At 55.4% G+C, this 15884-nt stretch carries 19 protein-coding genes; 15 read left to right on the forward strand and 4 right to left on the reverse strand.

The window, feature by feature from the left end:
- Positions 1–5 precede the first annotated feature (5 nt).
- On the reverse strand, positions 6–1181 hold the full coding sequence (locus ABSG49_RS03510; protein ID WP_424024719.1) for a 4Fe-4S binding protein: 1176 nt from the start codon (positions 1179–1181) through the stop codon (positions 6–8).
- A gap of 22 nt (positions 1182–1203) precedes the next feature.
- Positions 1204–1470, reverse strand: coding sequence for a 4Fe-4S binding protein (locus ABSG49_RS03515; protein ID WP_424024720.1), 267 nt, complete (start codon positions 1468–1470; stop codon positions 1204–1206).
- 312 nt (positions 1471–1782) lie between these two features.
- On the opposite strand from ABSG49_RS03515, the gene fhcD reads away from it, so the two are divergent.
- From fhcD to ABSG49_RS03565, 10 genes are all read left to right on the forward strand, one after another.
- A complete protein-coding gene (gene fhcD, locus ABSG49_RS03520) occupies positions 1783–2667 on the forward strand; it encodes a formylmethanofuran--tetrahydromethanopterin N-formyltransferase (protein WP_424024721.1) in 885 nt (294 codons plus the stop codon).
- 107 nt (positions 2668–2774) lie between these two features.
- Positions 2775–3731 carry a tRNA(Ile2) 2-agmatinylcytidine synthetase gene (locus ABSG49_RS03525; protein ID WP_424024722.1) on the forward strand — a complete coding sequence of 319 codons (957 nt, stop codon included), beginning with the start codon at positions 2775–2777 and terminating at the stop codon, positions 3729–3731.
- The gene (gene mmp11, locus ABSG49_RS03530; protein WP_424024723.1) at positions 3715–4611 is read left to right on the forward strand and encodes a methanogenesis marker protein 11; all 897 of its coding nucleotides are present in this window, start codon (positions 3715–3717) and stop codon (positions 4609–4611) included. Before ABSG49_RS03525 ends, mmp11 begins: the two co-directional genes overlap by 17 nt.
- Complete coding sequence (locus ABSG49_RS03535; RefSeq protein WP_424024724.1) at positions 4593–5561, forward strand: radical SAM protein; 969 nt, start codon at positions 4593–4595, stop codon at positions 5559–5561. The genes mmp11 and ABSG49_RS03535 overlap by 19 nt, the downstream gene beginning before the upstream one ends.
- Positions 5558–6829, forward strand: a complete 1272-nt coding sequence (locus tag ABSG49_RS03540) for a thiamine pyrophosphate-dependent enzyme (RefSeq protein ID WP_424024725.1) — start codon at positions 5558–5560, stop codon at positions 6827–6829. The genes ABSG49_RS03535 and ABSG49_RS03540 overlap by 4 nt, the downstream gene beginning before the upstream one ends.
- Positions 6810–7937, forward strand: coding sequence for a homocitrate synthase family protein (locus tag ABSG49_RS03545; RefSeq protein ID WP_424024726.1), 1128 nt, complete (start codon positions 6810–6812; stop codon positions 7935–7937). The genes ABSG49_RS03540 and ABSG49_RS03545 overlap by 20 nt, the downstream gene beginning before the upstream one ends.
- Positions 7934–9145: an aconitase/3-isopropylmalate dehydratase large subunit family protein gene (locus ABSG49_RS03550; RefSeq protein ID WP_424024727.1), complete on the forward strand. Its 1212-nt coding sequence runs from the start codon at positions 7934–7936 to the stop codon at positions 9143–9145. The genes ABSG49_RS03545 and ABSG49_RS03550 overlap by 4 nt, the downstream gene beginning before the upstream one ends.
- The gene (locus ABSG49_RS03555) at positions 9145–9615 is read left to right on the forward strand and encodes a LeuD/DmdB family oxidoreductase small subunit (RefSeq protein WP_424024728.1); all 471 of its coding nucleotides are present in this window, start codon (positions 9145–9147) and stop codon (positions 9613–9615) included. The genes ABSG49_RS03550 and ABSG49_RS03555 overlap by 1 nt, the downstream gene beginning before the upstream one ends.
- Positions 9612–10412: a DUF7714 family protein gene (locus tag ABSG49_RS03560; protein ID WP_424024729.1), complete on the forward strand. Its 801-nt coding sequence runs from the start codon at positions 9612–9614 to the stop codon at positions 10410–10412. Before ABSG49_RS03555 ends, ABSG49_RS03560 begins: the two co-directional genes overlap by 4 nt.
- Positions 10409–11377 carry an isocitrate/isopropylmalate dehydrogenase family protein gene (locus ABSG49_RS03565; RefSeq protein ID WP_424024730.1) on the forward strand — a complete coding sequence of 323 codons (969 nt, stop codon included), beginning with the start codon at positions 10409–10411 and terminating at the stop codon, positions 11375–11377. Before ABSG49_RS03560 ends, ABSG49_RS03565 begins: the two co-directional genes overlap by 4 nt.
- Positions 11378–11421: 44 nt before the next feature.
- Here the strand turns inward: ABSG49_RS03565 and ABSG49_RS03570 are convergent, their stop codons facing one another.
- On the reverse strand, positions 11422–11805 hold the full coding sequence (locus ABSG49_RS03570; protein WP_424024731.1) for a hypothetical protein: 384 nt from the start codon (positions 11803–11805) through the stop codon (positions 11422–11424).
- Between the two features lie 254 nt (positions 11806–12059).
- Here ABSG49_RS03570 and ABSG49_RS03575 point away from each other — a divergent pair, with 254 nt between their 5' ends.
- From ABSG49_RS03575 to ABSG49_RS03590, 4 genes are all read left to right on the forward strand, one after another.
- Positions 12060–12539: a DUF5698 domain-containing protein gene (locus ABSG49_RS03575; RefSeq protein ID WP_424025141.1), complete on the forward strand. Its 480-nt coding sequence runs from the start codon at positions 12060–12062 to the stop codon at positions 12537–12539.
- An 80-nt stretch (positions 12540–12619) separates the two neighbouring features.
- Entirely contained in the window at positions 12620–13084 is a 465-nt protein-coding gene (gene msrB / locus ABSG49_RS03580) for a peptide-methionine (R)-S-oxide reductase MsrB (protein ID WP_424024732.1), read from the forward strand.
- A 51-nt stretch (positions 13085–13135) separates the two neighbouring features.
- Positions 13136–14044 (forward strand): UV DNA damage repair endonuclease UvsE, encoded by a 909-nt coding sequence (gene uvsE, locus ABSG49_RS03585; RefSeq protein ID WP_424024733.1) that lies wholly within the window; start codon positions 13136–13138, stop codon positions 14042–14044.
- A 39-nt stretch (positions 14045–14083) separates the two neighbouring features.
- On the forward strand, positions 14084–14641 hold the full coding sequence (locus ABSG49_RS03590) for a manganese efflux pump MntP (RefSeq protein ID WP_424024734.1): 558 nt from the start codon (positions 14084–14086) through the stop codon (positions 14639–14641).
- Between the two features lie 36 nt (positions 14642–14677).
- Here the strand turns inward: ABSG49_RS03590 and ABSG49_RS03595 are convergent, their stop codons facing one another.
- On the reverse strand, positions 14678–15448 hold the full coding sequence (locus ABSG49_RS03595; RefSeq protein WP_424024735.1) for a CorA family divalent cation transporter: 771 nt from the start codon (positions 15446–15448) through the stop codon (positions 14678–14680).
- 56 nt (positions 15449–15504) lie between these two features.
- Here ABSG49_RS03595 and ABSG49_RS03600 point away from each other — a divergent pair, with 56 nt between their 5' ends.
- On the forward strand, positions 15505–15684 hold the full coding sequence (locus ABSG49_RS03600; protein ID WP_424024736.1) for a hypothetical protein: 180 nt from the start codon (positions 15505–15507) through the stop codon (positions 15682–15684).
- Positions 15685–15884 lie beyond the last annotated feature (200 nt).

Genomic DNA, 15884 nt, shown 5'->3' on the forward strand with positions numbered 1-15884 from the left:
GGTAATCACGCCTTCTCCATCATTTTAAGGTTGACCTGGCCGGTAATTGCCTCTTTCACTTCCGAGGTTCTCTTCTCGAAAAGCTTCGCCTTGATCTTGTTGAACAGGTCGGTCTCCTTACCCTTCACGCGGATACCGGTCCTCTGCAGGACAATGATATCCTCACCGGGGCAGGCATTGACACAGGCGCCGCACAGGATGCAGTAGTCCTTGTTGACGGCGATGGTCGCCTCCCTGCTGTCCAGCTTCATGTCTGCTGCGGGGATCGGGGTTGGCAGGTAAATCGCATTCGCCGGGCAGATATCTGCACAGGTCGAACAGCCGCCGGGACATTTCTCGGCATGGAACTCGATATCGCCTTCAAAAATCTTCTCCACAGTGATTGCCTCGGTCGGGCAGTTCTTCGCGCACCACCGGCAGGTGCAGCAGTTGTCCTGGACGATGCTGACCTTGCCGTCGACCTTATCGGAAACGATCTCGCGCTCAACGGTAATGCACTCTTCGGGGCATGCCTCAACGCATATCTTGCAGGCATCACACTTGGTCTCGTCCCAGATCACTTCGCCTTCGACCTTGCCGGTTTCTGCGGTGAACTCCTTGTGTTTCACCACGAGTGCCGGGCAGAGGGCACCGCACAGGCCACAGAGCGAACACTTTTCCTTGTCCACGGTAAAGGTCGTCTTGGTCTTGATCGCGGTCTGGCGATCCTTTGCCCCTGCGACCGGTCCCTTGTAGGTTCCTTCATACGCGGGGATATTGCGATCGATTGCATCCCTCGGGCATACCTCTTCACAGATGGTACACCGGACGCATTTCTCGTCATCGATTTCCGCTTTCATGTCATATTGCGGGAACCCTTCCTTCTCGATGATCGGGAGTCTCTCCTGTCCATCCACCTTCAATGTCAATGCATTGAACGGGCACATGATGACGCAGACGCCACAATATGAACACTTGGTCTCGTCCACATCGATCGGGGCAGCGTAATTGATCGCGCCTCGCCTCGATGCACCGACCAGTCCGAGGACAATTGCCTCCTCAGGACATGCGTCAACACATATGCCGCACCCCGTGCAGGTCTCTGCATTGAGTATGAGGTTATTGACGCTCTGAAGGAGCTTCTGCTCCATCACAACGTTAACACCATCCTTCTTTTTGGAAAACTTTGGAAACAATGCCATGAATTAACCCTCACGCTGTTTCTTATTGCACATTTGCCACTGATCTTGATTCCCAGAGGCCTGCAAGTCTGATAACACCGTATGGGCACGCCTGGACACATACGCCGCATCCGGCACAGAGCTCCTCTCTGAAATCAAGGACAACGGATTTTCCGTCCCTGATAATGTAGATTTTTTCCGTTGATACTGGATCTACAATATGAAGCTCTAATGCGTCAACAGGACAAGCAACCACACAATTATTACAGCCAGTACAATGTTCCATGTTTATGTGCACTGCAAATGCCATTTTTCTTTTCACGCACCAGCTATGATCGATTCTAAAAATCGACTAACAAAAAGTGGTAGAAGATGATAGATAAATGTTCTGAAATTGGTCGGGTTCGTACACTCGTTTTATAGAGGTTTTTATTATTTTAGTTTAAATACGCCATTTGGAGGTTAACGTAAAAATCCCTATGGTTAACATGATCTATTGTACTTTTCTTCGTTTTTCTTCGTTTTTTTCCTGCGCTCACAAATTCCCGTCATGGAGGGAAATCAAATTAGAAAATTTATTCAACCACTATCATGGTACCTTTGTGGTACCGGAGGTCATTCTATGGAAATCAACGGCGTTACTATTGACAATACATACGCAGAGGCATTCCCGACATGGGTCTGCCGTATCATCATCACTGCGGTTACGAAGGAATGGGCAAAGAAAGCAGCAACCGAAGCAACAGGCTTTGCCACATCGGCTATCGGCTGCCCTTGCGAGGCAGGCATTGAGGGCTATGTCCCGGCAAGCGAGACTCCCGACGGACGACCCGGTGTCGCTATCCTGATCTGTGCAAGCAAGAAGAAGCTGAAAGAACAGGTTGTCGAGCGCCTTGCGGAATGTGTCCTGACTGCACCGACAACGGCTGTCTTCAACGGCATCACCACTGCAGAAGAAAAGATTCCCGTCAAGCTCCACTTCTTCGGTGACGGCTACGAGTACCAGAAGGAAGTTGGCGGCCGCAAATGCTGGGTCATCCCGATCATGAACGGCGAGTATGTCGGTGAGGAAGAGTTCGGCATCGTCAAGGGTGTCGCGGGCGGAAACTTCTTCATCATGGGCGAGAACCAGATGGCGGCCCTCATGGGTGCCGAGGCAGCAATCGGGGCAATCGATCTCGTTCCCGGAACCATCACCAGCTTCCCCGGTGGCATTGTGGCGAGCGGTTCAAAGGTTGGCAGCCTGAAGTACAAGTTCATGGTTGCCTCGACAAACGAGAAGTACTGCCCGACGCTCCGCGAGAAAGTCCCGGACAGCAAAATCCCCGCAGGTATCAAGGCAGTCTACGAGATTGTTATTGATGGAGTTGATGAGAAATCCGTTGCAGCTGCAATGGGAGCCGGTGTCAAGGCAGCGGCAATGGTGCCCGGAGTCAAGTTCATTTCGGCCGGCAACTTTGGCGGCACGCTCGGACCGTACAAGATCGAACTCCACAAAGTTCTCTGAACACCATATAATTCTCAGATCTTTTTTCTTTAGCATTCTGGTAAAGATCGATCTCTATATATAGGGTTATTGCCGATTCTTTTGTTAACGAAATTTTCGGCGATAATATGATCACGCTCACACCCGACGATGCAAAGAAGCGGTTCGGTCCGCTTTTCTCGCAGAAATTCCTGGTGATGGTAGACGAATGCAGCGGCCAAGCAGAAATTATCGAGCAGTGCCGGGCACGGGGAACGATTGAGTGGGATGCAATGAACCGTCGCAGGGCCGGTGGTGCTGTGACCGGCTGTGCTGTTGAAGGAACAGCGATGGTGATCAACGCGAAGCTTGGCACATATCCCATCAATTTCGGTGCCGCATCCGGGGATATCGGGGGGCAGGCCCTGGAATCGGTGAAAGTCACCGGAGATGAAGTGATCACTACGTGGGTAGGTATCGCCGGGGCCGGTGTCGGTATTGCCGCGTGTCTCCCCCAGGCTCCCGGTGTGATCCGGGCAGAGTACCCTACGGAGGATGATCTCAAAGTAGGCGGGGCACGTACCAACCGGGTCAGGATCGTCTCGCCCCAGTACGAGAAGGTCTGCATCGGCATCGATGACACTGACACGAAGACGGAGGGTGCGACATGGGTGATGGCACTGAAATGCGCAGAAGCATGCCGCATCGATGGCGTGGAATCCCTGAACATGCGCCTTGTCCAGCTCAACCCGGCGGTACCCCACAAGACCACGAACTGCGTCGGTTCAGCGCTGAACTTTGCTGCCAGACCTGACGCGATCGACAGGCTTCTGGATTTCATCCGGACTTTTGTTGAAAATAATACCTTTTCAAAAGATACGGGGATTGCATACCACCGGGGTATTGGTTTTCCATCAGACTCACCTGCATTCGCGGCGGTAAAGACAGAGATCATGACTCTTGCCCAAGCGGAGGATACGGCAAAGGCGCTTGGCATCGTGTTCATTGACAACAATGGAAGGAAGGGAAGGATCGGAGCACTGGGTGCCGTGCTCTGGGGCAACCGGGGTATCGAGGCGGCGGGACTCTATGGAGAACATCTCTGAACCGTACGTGATCCACTACCCGCGGATCGTTGCGGTTGCCGATGACTCCGGAAGGAAGGTGGAACTCATCGAGTTCTTTGACTGTGTCGGTGGTGCTATGTGGTCGAAGTGCCACTATGCCCAAAGCCCGATTGTTCAGGATGTCCGCTGCGTAGGATCCACCATGCGGTACTCCCTCAAAACCGGCACGGTCGATCTCGCACTGGAAGGCTCGCGTTTCGCGGCCGGCATCTCTGCCTGCACGATCGAAGGCTCGGAGATTGCCATCACGTATATCGGGATGGGTGGCGGAGGCGTTGGTGCAGCTGCCTGCCGATCGGATGCTGCGGGTGTCCTGCGGAGTAAAAGCGATCCGGCCGGCGGGGGAAAAGTGGCCGGTGCCACCATCTGGCTCCCCCGGATGCAAAGGGTGCTGATTGGGGTGGATGATACCGACACTCCTGAGGAGGGAGCGACATGGACGCTTGTCCATAACATCGCGCGGGAGGTTGAGGACGAGCGTTCAGTGTACTTGTCGCACACGATTGTCCAGCTCTTCCCGGTACCATACCGGACGAAGAACTGCGTTGGCCTTGTTGCGGAGTTTGCAACGAATGATCCAGAGAGACTCATCGGGAGGTTCCAGCGGTTGCTGGAACAGTACACATTGTCCAAAAAGACCGGTATGGCGGTCTATACTGGCTTCACCCCGTCTAAGGAACTGCTTGCGTACGGACAGAAGGTCAAGCGGGGCGAGGTCGAGGCAGGCCTGCTGGAAACCATCGGAGATCCCCGGTTGCGGTTTGTCATGAACGGCAGGGGGATTGTCGGGGCTGTTGCTTCGATCCCCTTTTATACGAATTACGAGGAGGCGCTTGAGTTATGCAATGGACAGAACTGAAAAGCCGGCTGCTGGCTGCCGGGTCAGTCCAGCTCACTGGCGAACCCGCAGAGCAGTTCATCGCCCGTTCTGCGGCAGGGCCGGGAGCCGGGGGGAGGGGTGCAATCTTCTTTGCCATGGGGAGCCACCGCGTCAAGCTCGCGCTGGATCCACTCAGCACCATCGAGATCGCCCACCGGGGCAATGGAACCGCTGACCTCTATTTTGACGGGAACCTTATCTCCGGCAGGCTGCTGGAGCCAGGTTTCCACTGCCCTGATCAGGCGTTCATCACGGTTACCGGCAGTTGTATCTTCAGGTGCCGTTACTGCTCGGTGCCGAGGATTGGCGGCAGACGCAAGTCGATAGAGGAGATCATGGGAATGGTTGAATCGGTGAGGCACCGGATCCATGCCATCTCGATCACGAGCGGGGTTCTGGAGAGCCTCGAAGAGGAGGAAGCCTATGTCCTCGAAGTGGTGAAGCACCTTGCGTTCTTTAGCTTACCCATCGGCGTGTCCATCTACCCAACTGAAAAGACCCCGGATCGCCTGAAGGAACTCGGGGTTGCTGAGGTGAAATTCAACCTCGAGGCCTCAACACCGGAACTTTTTGCGAAGATGTGCCCGGGGCTGGACTACGACCGGCTCTGGCAGGTCCTCGACCGCTCGGTCGAACTCTTCGGCAAGAACCGTGTATTCTCCAATGTCATCATCGGGCTTGGCGAGACAGATGCCGAAATGGAAGCCTGTATCAGGAAGCTGACCTCCCATGGTGTGATTCCTGTTCTGCGGCCCCTCAACCCGGTGGCAGAACTTGTCGGGACACCCCGTCCCTCTGCAGAACGATTGAACAGGGTCTTCGCGCTGCACGGGCAGGCTCTTGCAGCAGCGGGGCTCGATCCACGCCTGGCACACACCATGTGTACCAACTGCGCAGGCTGCGACCTCGTGCCCGGGAAAGACGAATGAAAGGCATTGACGTACTTACTGAGGCGCTGCTTGCCTGTACCGACCGGCAATACACAGTACCTGGATTCCCGATCACGGATCTTGGCACCCGCGTCCATGCGGAGATGGTGATTAACGAGAAGACAGCACTGGAATATGCACTCGGCGATTCGCTCGAAGGCAGAAGAGCTGCGGTAATCATCAAGAATGTCGGCGTCAATGCCTGCGCTGATCCGCTCCTGCAGGCAACGGCACAAGGATTAATCGGGGGCGTAGTGCTGGTAGCCGGTGACGACCCGGATGCACATGGGTCGCAGACCGCACAGGACTCCCGGTATTACGGGGAACTTGCGGAACTGCCGGTCATCGAACCCGATGCCGCGAGCTGTTATTCCGGCGTGGAGGCGGCACTGGGAGCCTCGGAACAGTTCTCCCGTGTTGCCATGCTCCGGCTCACGCCGCCCCTGCTGGACGCGGATGTGGAGCATACTCCCGTGAAGCGGAAGGACGGGAAAGGCCGGCTCTCGGAACGAACTTGGACCATGAACGGTCGGGTGACTGCGGCGGAGGAGCTCTACAGGACCATGTTTGCGTGGTCTTCGGAATCGTCCCTGAACCGCTGGAACGGTGAGCCTGCCGGTGCCGGTCCTGCACCCGGGAAGACCCGGATTGTGACCGTGAATCCCCTGCCGGGACAGGCAGCGGGCATACGGGACGTGCGGGAATATGGCAGGACGTTTATCCGCGACCACCGGGGGGTACTGCCCCCGGTACCACAGAAACGCCCCGAAGCGATGGAGGACCGGGGCTACTACCGCACGTTCTGTCATGACTGCCCGTTCAAGGGCATGATGAATATCTTAAAAGAGTGGAACACGGCCACGATCTGCGATGCGGGGTGCTCGGTGCTTGGCATGAACCCGCCGTACGAGCTCGGGGTGGCCAGTTATGGGATGGGTGCCAGCATTGCGGTTGCTGCACGGAGTACGAAGGTCTCCCTGATCGGGGATTATGCACTCCTCCATTCCGGCCTGAACGCCCTCATCGATGTGTACGAAAAAAGGCTGCCGCTGCTCTGCATCGTGATGAAGAACGACTGCATGGCGATGACCGGTAAACAGCCTGCTTATGACCTGCTCCCGTACCTGCGATGGGCGGACCCGGTGGTATGCCGGGCTGAGGATGTAATGACACTGGAACACGAGCTCGTGGTAACGGACAGGCCGCGGACCCTCGTCGTGAACGGGGCCTGTCCGGAAGGGTGCAGCCATGAAACTGTTGAATATTGAGATCTGCGATGTAACCCTGAGAGACGGGGAACAGACACCGGGCGTCTCGTTCTCCTGTCAGGAGAAGGTAGAGATTGCCACCATGCTGGACGAAATCGGTATCGAGGTCATTGAGGCCGGCTTCCCCGCGGTGTCCCCGAACGAAAAACAGTGCGTGAAGACGATCGCAAACCTCGGGCTTGATGCCCGCATCTGCGGTTTCTGCCGGGCCCGGGAGCCCGATATCCAGGCAGCGATCGACTGCAATGTCGACATGGTGAGCATCTTCATCCCAACTTCTGAACTTCATGTCCGGCTCAAATTCAAAAAATCCCGGGGGCAGGTGCTTGAGGACTCCTTAACGATGATCGACTTCGCCCGGGATCACGGCGTACAGGTCCGGTTTGCTGCTGAGGATGCGTCACGAACCGACCTTGCTTTCTTGAAAGAAGTCTACCAGCGGGCTGCCGATCACGGGGCGGTCCTGCTCAGTTTTGCCGATACTGTTGGCTGTCTCATTCCCTCCGAGATGAACCGCATCATGACCGATCTCGTCACCTCTGTAGACCGGCCGTTCTGTGCCCACTGCCACAACGACATGGGCTGTGCAGTGGCAAATACGATCACGGCTGCCGAGGCAGGGGCGTTCCAGCTCCACACAACGGTGAACGGGATCGGTGAACGGGCGGGAAACGCGTCCCTGGAGGAACTGCTCGTGGCCCTGCGAATGAAGAAGGGTATTGACCGGTACAAGCTGTCAACGCTGACCCGTCTTTCGCATATGGTCGAGAAGTACTCCGGTATCACGCTGCCCCGCAACAAGCCGGTCACCGGAGAACTTGCGTTCTCGCACGAGAGCGGTATCCACATCGCAGCCATTCTTGAAGATCCGTCGACCTACGAGTATTTCCCGCCGGATCTCGTGGGGGGAGAACGGCATTTCATCCTCGGGAAGCATACCGGGAAAAAAGCGCTCGAGCATATTGTCGCATCGCTTGGCTGCCACCTCTCGGAAAAGCAGATCTGTAAAGTGCTCGACCTGGTCAAGGACCATTCCGAGCATAAATGTAAAATCACGCCGGAAGTCTTGCGGAAACTGATCAAAAAAGCACAGGAGTCCCCCGCATGAGCACACTCTCAGAACGGATCCTCAACGCCCCGGCAGGAGAATATGTCGACCGGAAGGTCGACCGGGCGTACGCCCATGACGGTACCGGGGTCCTTGCACTCGAGGCATGGAAATGCATGGGTGCCAGCCGCCTTGCCAATGCAACGGAATTCTCCATCATGTTCGACCATATCGCCCCGGCCAACAATACGACAACCGCGACCCTCCAGCGCGAGCTCCGGGAGTTCGCAACGGGTTCGTTCATGAACTTCTCGGACATCGGATGTGGTATCTGCCACCAGCTGATGAGCGAAGGGGTTGTCCTGCCCGGCGAGATCGTGATCGGTGCCGACTCGCACAGTGTCACGCTCGGTGCATTCGGGGCATTTGCCACCGGCGTCGGGGCAACCGACATGGCGGCGATCTGGCTGACCGGTGAGACCTGGCTCCGCGTCCCGGAGTCGATCGGCATCCATCTCGAAGGCCGGTTCACCGGCGCATCCGAGGCAAAGGATCTAGCCCTTGCGTTCGTTGGGGAACTTGGGATGGACGGGGCCACGTACCAGGCGCTCGAGTTCGTAGGAGAAGGAGCGAAGGATCTCTCCATCGACGAGCGGCTGGTCCTTGCCAATCTCTCGGTGGAAGCCGGGGCAAAGGCGGGATTGTTCTACGCTGATGATGTGACGATACGGTATCTGCGGGAGCGGGGACATACCGTAAAACCGCAACTCCCGGAGCAGTGCGCCTATATAAAGGATCTGGAATTCGATCTCTCCGATATTGTTCCACTTGTCGCTGTCCCGCACCGGGTGGATACGGTCAAACCTGTTGATGACCTTGCCGGACTTCCCCTCAACCAGGTCTTTGTCGGTACCTGCACCAACGGGCGATATTCCGATCTCGCACGGTTTGCCCGGATCGTGAAAGGAAACAAAGTCGCCGTGCGGACTATCGTGGTTCCTGCATCGGCAGCGGTCCTCACCCAGGCGATCAGGACTGGCGTACTTGCCGACATCGTGGAAGCCGGCTGCACCCTAGGGACCCCGGGCTGCGGCCCCTGTCTTGGCTATCACATGGGAGTGCTTGGCGAAGAAGAGGTCTGTCTTTCGACTGCAAACCGGAATTTCAAGAACCGCATGGGTGTTGGTGGAGAGATCTATCTTTCGTCCGTTGCAACAGCGGCCGCCAGTGCGCTTGAAGGGGAAATCACTGCCCCGGAGGTGGTGTGATGCAGGAGGAAGGTCATGCAGTCTGCCTGCCGGAGGATATCGATACGGATGTCGTGATTGCCGGGAGGTACCTGCGGACCAAAGACCGGAGCATCTGGGAATCCCATGTTTTTGAGGACCTTGATCCCGGCATCGCGCCCCGCCTCAAGGGAGCAGTCATCGTTGCCGGGAAGAATTTCGGCTGCGGATCCTCGCGGGAACAGGCAGCGATCGCGATCCGGGAGGCAGGAGTTGTTGCGGTCATTGCACCTTCGTTTGCCAGGATCTTTTTCCGGAACGCGATCAATATCGGCCTGCCGCTCATTGAAGCGGATATAACCTGCAATGAGAGCAGTACCGTAAAATTCAACCTTGCACAGGGCTGGGTGGAACTATCAGGAAAACGGCATAAATTCCGGCCTCTCTCTCCCCGGATGCAGGAGATCCTTGCGGCTGGCGGCCTTGTGGAGTACTGGAGAAAACACCGATGATCTTTCCGGAGCACTGCAAATATGTGGGGCATGCCTCAACCCGGCCTTGTGGTGATCGCGTCTATTTCCTGAGCCGGTATCTCCTTCGGGAAACCGGCAGCGGGTATGAGGTGCTTGAGGTAACTCCTGATCCCACGGGAAAGGGGATGATGAGGGACATTATCTCCTCAAGCGTGCTCGCCCCCGCAGACACTGTTTATTGTTACCCGGAGAAAGTGCAGCTGCACGACCGCACACACCTCATCCAGCTGGCGTTTGATTCCGGGTACCGGTGCACGGTCTTTACCGGCCTTGATGAACACAAGACCTTTGTGCTCGATCCCAACCTGTCAGGGCTGCTGAAAATCCATGTATACGATGCCAGTCCGCCGCGTCCGAGCCTGTCCCTGAGCCTGCGGGAGCTTGAGTCCGCCGGGCTCTTTGGGGACCTTTCCGTACTCTTCTGTCATCATGTACAGGACATACGGGAACTTGGGTCGGAGGTCTATCCCTGTCGTGCAGCAGGATTCAGCCGGACGCTCGATGCTGATGCAATGCACGGAGGTGAGCGTGTGGCGGGGTGCCTCACGGGTCTGCAGTTCTATACTGAGTGCTATGGAAAAAACTTCACGCTGGAGAACATCTGTCCCCTTGAACAGGTGAATGAGGAGCCGTTCATCGCCCGGTGCTGCCGGGCCGAGCGGGAGGGGATTGGTACCTGGAACGGGAAGTCCGGTGTGATTGTCCACTGGGGTGCAAGCCCGGCAATGATTGCCCGGTCGGTGAACGAACTGGTTGCACGCTGGAGAGCGAAATGACGAAGATTGCTGTTGTGGAAGGTGACGGGATTGGGCACGAGGTTATCCCGGTTGCCCGGAGTATCCTTGAAACACTCCATCCTGAGTACGAGTACTTCACGGTCGATGTGGGATACGGCGTGTGGGAGCGGACGGGGTGCCCCTGTGCTGACCGGGAGATTTCCGAGCTCAAGACGGCCGATGCGATCCTGTTTGGTGCGATCACCACCCCACCTATGAAGGACTACCAGAGCATTGTGCTGCGCATCCGGAAGGCGCTCGATCTCTTTGCGAACCTGCGCCCGATAAAAGGCGGTGGGGTTGACATCATGATTGTGCGGGAGAACACCGAAGGGCTTTATTCCGGTATTGAGGAGATCGGTCCCGACCGGGCAACAACTGTTCGGGTGGTATCCCGAACGGGCTGCGAGCGGATTGTCCGGTCCGCGATCCGTCTCGTGCAACAGCGCCGGGGGCATCTGACCATCGGGCACAAGGCGAATGTGCTCAAGTCCGATGTCCTCTTCCGCGACATTTGTATTACTGAGGCAAAGGCCGCGGGGGTGTCCTTCAATGACAAGTTTATCGATGCCCTCGCGCTGGACATCCTCCGGCACCCGGCCGCATACGATGTCGTGGTGACAACAAACATCTTCGGGGATATCCTCTCCGATGTTGCATCTTACCTGGTCGGCGGCCTCGGTCTTGCGCCGAGCGCTAATATCGGTGACCGGTACGCCCTGTTCGAACCGGTTCACGGGAGTGCGCCGGATATTGCCGGCAAAAATATTGCAAATCCGATTGCCGCGATCCGGAGCACGGCGATGCTCCTTGACTATCTCGGTGATACTGAGGGGGCCGGCCGCGTGGAATCGGCAATTGGCCGGGTGCTTGCGCAGGGAATCTGTACCCGCGATCTCGGCGGATCGGCCGGTACCCGGGAGTTCGGGGATGCCGTGCTCAGGATGATCGGTAAGGAAAAATAGAGGTGCGTGTTCTTCGGTTTTTTTATTTCCCCTTCACGAGGTGTTCAAAATAAATTCTTGTCAGATGTGACCTCGTACGTATAGGTATACTCGCAGTTGAGATCGGCGAACTCGGAGAATGCGAACTGCTCTGTTTTACGCTCCAGGGGATTTACCACTGGTATCATGACATCCTGTGTCTGGGTATGGCAATACATGGTTGTCGGGACCATATTGAACCGGACCTCCACATTCCCGAAGCTCTGGTTTGTGGGATTCTCGATCCGGAATGTTGCAGTGTACGTGTCAAACTGGCCAATCCTCACCGGTGTGATATCCTCGATATCTGTACCGCTGACATGGATCGAGGTGTTGGGGGATCTCGAGGTGCATCCTGCACCGAGTGACAACACGAAAAGAAGGATCAGGATCAGGTGCACGGGCTTCATAGAGTAGGGTCAGGATCATGTTGCTGATATTTCTACATTAATCTGTTTCTCACGCTGACCGGCCGCTGTCCTCATAGGAAAATGCGGGAAGGTATCCGGTACCCATTCCGCAAGGTATTCAAGCCTTCCGGTGTGACTATTCTAGTCAGGAGTGATACGTTATCGCGCAGGAAATTCTTGCGATCGTCTTCTCAATCCCGATAATTATCCTGATCGCACGGATCTTTGAGGCATCCCTTGAGACGATCAGGACCATCTATATCAGCAAGGGACATGCGAACCTGGCTGCCTGTGTTGGGATCGTAAAGACCGGTGTCTGGCTGATCTCCACCGGGCTTGTGCTCACGAACCTTACGGACTACTGGAATCTGTTTACCTATCTCGCCGGGTATGGCATCGGGACACTCCTTGGCATGCAGATCGAGAACATGATCTCGATTGGCCACGTCATCGTCAGGCTGATCATGCCCGGGGATCCCCAGCCAGTCATCTCCAACCTCTCCAAGCTCGGGTACGGGATGACACGGATCGAAGGGCAGGGCAGTTTCACCAACACGGTCAACATCATCTTCATGATCGTTCCCCGGACAGAGCTGGGCCGGCTGTTGGGTGTCATCTCAAAAGAGTATCCCTATATCCTGTATACTATCGAAGATGTCCGGAACATCAAGGACGGTGCACGGATCTTCTACAAGGACCCCCGGTGCAAGATCCTCGGATTTTTCGGGCTGTAACTCCCTTTTTTCCATATGCCGCAAGGCAAACCTCTATGCTCCGGCCATGCCATGACTCCGGCAGGAGCTGATGAGACCCCATGAGTCCTGCTGCCGGAAAAGGAGATTCGATCCTCATCTTCAACGCTGAGACCGGCCGGATCGAGCCTCTGGTACCGGTGATAAAGACCGACGAGGAATGGCGGGCCATCCTCACACCAGAACAGTTTGAGATTGCACGTAAAAAAGGAACAGAATACGCATTTACCGGCAAGTACCACGCCTGCAAGGAACCCGGAATGTATGTATGCGCCTGTTGTGGTACCGGTCTTTTCGATTCGGCCACCAAGTTCGATTCCGGTACTGGCTGGCCGAGTTTTTACGCACCGGTCTCGGATCTCAATATCACCACGCATGCCGATCTCTCCGGAGGAATGGTGCGGACCGAAGTACTCTGTGCACGGTGCGGAGCGCATCTCGGGCATGTATTCGATGACGGTTCCGTCCCGACCGGCAAGCGGTACTGCATGAACTCGGCTGCTCTACGGCTTCTCAAAAAAAAGTAATACCCTACGGATCCAGCCTAAAGATCCGAAAAGTCCGGAAATAAATTCCTTATGCGTATTGGATACCCCTGCATCAACCGCTCGATCGGGTGCACGCCCTCCCGCACCTTCCGGCTCGCCTCCTATTCCGATGACCGGCTCAGGGACACCGTGCAGGCCAATCTCTCCTGTCTTGGCTCAATCCTGAAACACAATGTCCCGCAGGGAATGCTCTTTCTCAGAATTACCTCGGATATAGTCCCGTTCGGATCGCACCCAGTCTGCACCTTTCCCTGGCAGGAGCATTTCCTCGACGAGTTCCAGAGGCTCGGAGAGTATATACGAAAATACCGGTTCAGGATATCCATGCATCCCGACCAGTTCGTCCTGATAAACACGCCGGATCCGGATGTTCTCAAGAGGAGCATCGATGAACTCCTGTATCATGCCCGGATCCTCGACCTGATGGAACTTGATCGCTCCGCGAAGATCCAGCTGCATGTCGGCGGGGTCTATGGCAATAAAGGAGCCAGCATGGAACGCTTCATCCGGGTCTATGACGGGCTCGATGAGATGATCCGGCAGCGGCTCGTGATCGAGAATGACGAGCGGCTCTATTCAGCGGCGGACTGCCGTGCCATCCACCAGCGGACAGGGATACCGGTAATCTTCGATGTCTTCCACCACTCCATTCACAACAACGGTGAACCGATAAAGGACCTGATCCTCTCCCTTTCAAGGACTTGGAGAACGGCAGACGGGATCCCCATGGTCGATTACAGCACCCAGCAGCCCGGCAAACGCGTCGGTGCACATGCCGAGCACATCGATCAGGAGGATTTCAGGAAGTTTCTTGCCGTGACGAAGCCTGTCGATCTTGATCTCATGCTGGAAATCAAGGACAAGGAGAAAAGTGCGCTTGCCGCCCTTGGGATTGCACGGGATGATCCACGGCTGGGAACCGGTACACAGGATGATTGATACAATTTATCCCCCCGGTGTTCCCAGATTATGCAACACATGGATCTCCTCACGCCTGTCCTTATCGGCGTCGGCCTTTCGATGGACTGTTTTGCGGTGTCTCTTGCCATCGGGACCGCAGTCAAATCGCGCATGATCCCTGCGGCAGCGATCATTGCGCTCTTCTTTGGCGCATTCCAGGCCGGTATGATACTGATTGGCTGGGTTGCAGGAAACGAGCTTGCCGGTTTTATATCCGCTTACGCCCACTGGATCGCGTTTGCCCTTCTTGCATTCATCGGGGGAAAAATGTGCTGGGAAGGCCTGTACGGAGAAGAAGAGTCCCGGAATTATTCGATCCGGTTCATTCCTGTGGTTATCCTGTCCCTTGCCACCAGTATTGATGCCCTTGCTGCAGGCATCAGTTTTGGGGTTCTGCAGGCCGCGATTCTTATCCCTGCGATTGTCATCAGTGTCGTGTGTTCCGGTATCTCATTCTCCGGGGTAATGCTGGGGGAACGACTCGAGGTTATCCTTGGCCAGAAAACTGAAATTCTCGGTGGTGTGATCCTGATCCTTATCGGGATCAGGATCTTACTCGGGCATATGCCCCTTTGATCTATCGCCGGGTAACGATAAGGAAAAGATAAAACGTTAGTCCTCTTCCCGCTTTTTCCAGACATGGACAACCCAGAGGAACGATCCGAGCGTGGCTACCAGTGTTGAAACAGCGAGTAATGGTACATACCACCACTGTTCCGCCATCGTCCCTCGCATGACACCACTTCCTGCAATCGTTGCAATTGTATTCGGCACAAGGAAGGCCGTGCCGAGTACCGTAAGATACGCGGTGACAAGGGCAAACCGGTTGTTCAGGCTCTGGAGCTGGTTGTTATAGATGCTCTGCATCACCTCAAGACCTGATGCAAGCACGTTGGACATCTGTTCGGTAAGTTCGATATGGCGGTCGATGTTATCGTAAAGGATGCCGATCCTGCCCAGCAGTTTTTCATCGTTAGTGATCAGGTCAGCATCGCCATATCGCAGGGAGTCGACGACATCCTTTGTCGCCCAGAGGACATTGAGGTAATCGATCAGGACATGTTTCATCCGGTAGATGTCATGGGCGACTTTTTTCTTGGCGACATTTTCTTCGATAAGTGATTTGCTGATCGCATCACCGTGCATCTCGATCTCGCGCAAATACTCGAAGTTCCGGTCATTGTTTTCATCAATGATCCGTTCAAGAGTAAGCGTAATCTTATCAGGAGTATCTTCTCCAGCTATTCGTTTGAAGAACGGTTGTGCGTACCGGGAGAATCGCAGCAGCCGGTTGATCTCCTCCGAGTGAACTGTGAGGACCAGGTTTTCCCTGATCAGGATAAACAGGGGATGAATGGTCATCTTCTCTCCTTTGACTGTCATGGACGGGAGCATGATGCCTAGTTCCGTATCATATCCTCATATGCCGAATAAAACCCATGGGTGAGCTTGGGTATCGGGACCTTTGTAAAACCGGCACGCAGGGCGAGCTGCTCGAACTCCTTCTCATCGTCTTTGGTACTGCAATCGATCCAGGCGATACTGGCCTCTTTTACAGCAGTAATATAGTCTTCAACCGTGCAGTCTGCCAGACGATCGATCCTGCCCTCCTGGTATAAAAGGATACAAAAACTCAGGGAGACTGGCAGGGTGGGGGAGGATGTCTGCTGGCTGCTTTGCATTTTCCTGGGGACTCCGCACGATTTTTTTTTAAAATCCATCTACTGGGACAGTACGAGCTATTGAAGCCGGGAACGTATATAAGTAGCCAAATAGGTGTAAAATAGTACCGCCAGGCTTATTATCCGCCATATCCTTT

This window comes from Methanoregula sp. (assembly GCF_049510175.1).
GTDB lineage: Archaea > Halobacteriota > Methanomicrobia > Methanomicrobiales > Methanospirillaceae > Methanoregula.